Origin of the sequence: Mesorhizobium sp. M1409, from assembly GCF_040317535.1 — a bacterium.
In the GTDB taxonomy this organism is placed as follows: domain Bacteria; phylum Pseudomonadota; class Alphaproteobacteria; order Rhizobiales; family Rhizobiaceae; genus Mesorhizobium.
The window spans coordinates 1-2,236 of the sequence record NZ_JAMYKV010000136.1 but is presented as its reverse complement, the minus strand read 5'-3'; the positions used below and the strand labels follow the sequence as shown (position 1 = coordinate 2,236).

The 2,236-nt window shown below is 61.8% G+C and carries 1 protein-coding gene and 2 pseudogenes; all 3 read left to right on the top strand.

All coding sequences use genetic code 11. The features are described from left to right. The first annotated feature begins 166 nt into the window (after positions 1-166). Entirely contained in the window at positions 167-556 is a 390-nt protein-coding gene (locus NKG99_RS35670) for a hypothetical protein (protein WP_352826337.1), read from the top strand. A gap of 160 nt (positions 557-716) precedes the next feature. Further along, positions 717-1,589, top strand: a pseudogene (locus NKG99_RS35665) (Mu transposase domain-containing protein); the annotation flags it as partial. Beyond that, positions 1,522-2,236: pseudogene (gene istB / locus NKG99_RS35660) on the top strand (IS21-like element helper ATPase IstB); the annotation flags it as partial. The pseudogenes NKG99_RS35665 and istB, both read left to right, overlap by 68 nt.

The window sequence follows — 2,236 nt, the reverse complement described above, 5'->3', positions numbered from 1 at the left end:
GTCGTCGACCTCTTCACCCCAGCCGAATGCGCCAACTACTTCAAAGCCGCAGGATATGAACCGGATTAAACAGGACGTGCTCTAGCCTCACGAACCTGTGTCACTCCAGCTTTGAGGAGAGGCTCGCCGCGCCTTTCGCAACAGCGGGCTTTCGTGAGATCGCGCAATGTCCGCATCTCCACGGTTGAGCCAACAGCCACGCGGCTCGACCCTGTCTAAAGTCAGTTGCGGTGGCGGCTTGCAAATTCATGCTCCTTTTTCGAGCGCCGCGGAAAGCAGCACTGCAAACGGCCTTTCGGCGATGTGTTTTTTCCGCCGGCACCAAAGGCTCGCCAGCCATCCAACGTCTCCCCCAAATCCGGTGCAGACATCAGCGTTCGTCAATTGGTGGCTTGCTAGCAAGGCCGAGCCTGGCTCGTTGGTCATCGGCGGAATTTTCGGCGGGAGACTGTGTCTTGAACCGAAGAACTGTCAGTTTGCCGTCCTCAACAATATGAACGACCCATCCGCCACCGGCGCGTTTGACGCGCACGTCATTAGGTTCGCCAGCCTGTGATTTTTCATGGAAAGAGGACCCCGTTTTGGAGTGCGCCCCTGAGGGTGGACAGATCGGGATGTGTGGATTGACCAGCCTTCCGGGTTTTCGGAGAGAGAACCCATGGCAAAGCACCGCAGTCACAGCATCGAGTTCAAACGCCAGGTCGCGCAGGAGTTCATCGCCGGCGGCGGGCTGGGAGAAGGGTCAGGTCGAGAACCAGGTTGGGCTGGTGCGCGAGCGCTTCTTCACGCCGAGGCTGCGCTTCAAGACGCTGGAGGACCTGAACGGCTGGCTGACCGACAAATGCGTCGCCTATGCAAAGGCGCACCGGCATCCCGAGCAGGGCGAGCGCACGGTGTGGGAGGTGTTCGAGGAAGAGCGCGCCAGCTTCATCCCCTATGCCGGGCGCTTTGACGGCTTCCATTGCATTCCCGCGTCGGTGTCGAAGACGTGTACGGTGCGCTTCGACAACAACAAATACTCGGTTCTGTCGAGCGCTGTCGGTCGGCCCGTCGAGATCCATGCCTACGCCGACCGGATCATCATCCGTCAGGACGGTGCAGTCGTGGGCGAACATGCCCGTTCGTTCGGCCGTGGCGAAGTCATCTACGACCCCTGGCACTACGTGCCGGTGCTGGCTCGCAAGCCGGGCGGCCTGCGCAACGGCGCGCCGTTCCGTAGCTGGGTCTTGCCATCCGCCATGGAGAAGGTGCGCCGCAAGCTGAAGCTGGCCGATGACGGTGATCGTCAGATGGTGTCGATCCTCACCTGCGTGCTGACCGACGGAATAAGCGCGGTCGAGGCGGCCTGTCAGGAAGCGCTCGACCATGGTGTCTCATCCGCGTCGGTGATCCTCAATATCCTTGCCCGCAGCCGCGATCCGGCGCCGGGCACGATCCTTTCCATTCCCCAGGCGCTGAAGCTGGCTCACGAGCCGATCGCCGACTGCGCCCGCTATGACAGTCTCCGGAGGACAAACAGCCATGGAACGCGCCGAAGTATTGGACCTGATGGGAACGCTGAAGCTCTACGGGATGCGCTCGGCCTATGACGAGATCATGGGCGTCGCCATCAAGCGCCAGCACGAGCCGCCGAAGATCGTCGGCGATCTGCTGCAGGCCGAGATATCGGAGAAGCAGGCGCGCTCCATCAAATACCAGCTCACCGTCGCGAAGCTGCCGCTGGCCAAGGATATCGAGGACGTCGACTTCGCCGACACGCCCGTCAATGAGACCCTGATCCGCGACCTCGCCGGCAGCGCCTTCGTGGCCGATCAGCGCAACGTCGTTCTGGTCGGCGGCACCGGCACCGGAAAGTCGCATCTGGCGATTGCCATTGTCCGCTCCCTCATCCGCAACGGCGCGCGCGGGCGCTTCTTCAAGGTCGTCGATCTGGTCAACAGGCTCGAGACCGAAACCCGCTCCGGCCGCCAGGGTCGTATTGCCGACCATCTCACCCGGCTCGACTTCGTCGTCTTCGACGAACTCGGATATCTCCCCTTCGCCCAGGCCGGCGGGCAGTTGCTCTTCCATCTGGTCTCGAAGCTTTACGAGCGCACCTCGATCATCATCACCACCAATCTCGCCTTCGGCGAATGGCCGAGCGTCTTCGGCGACCCAAGCAGCGCAGGATACCCCTCTTGTTGATCGGTTGGTGTCTCATGTCACGGTGGTTGACCGTCGACACGCACTCTGTGGA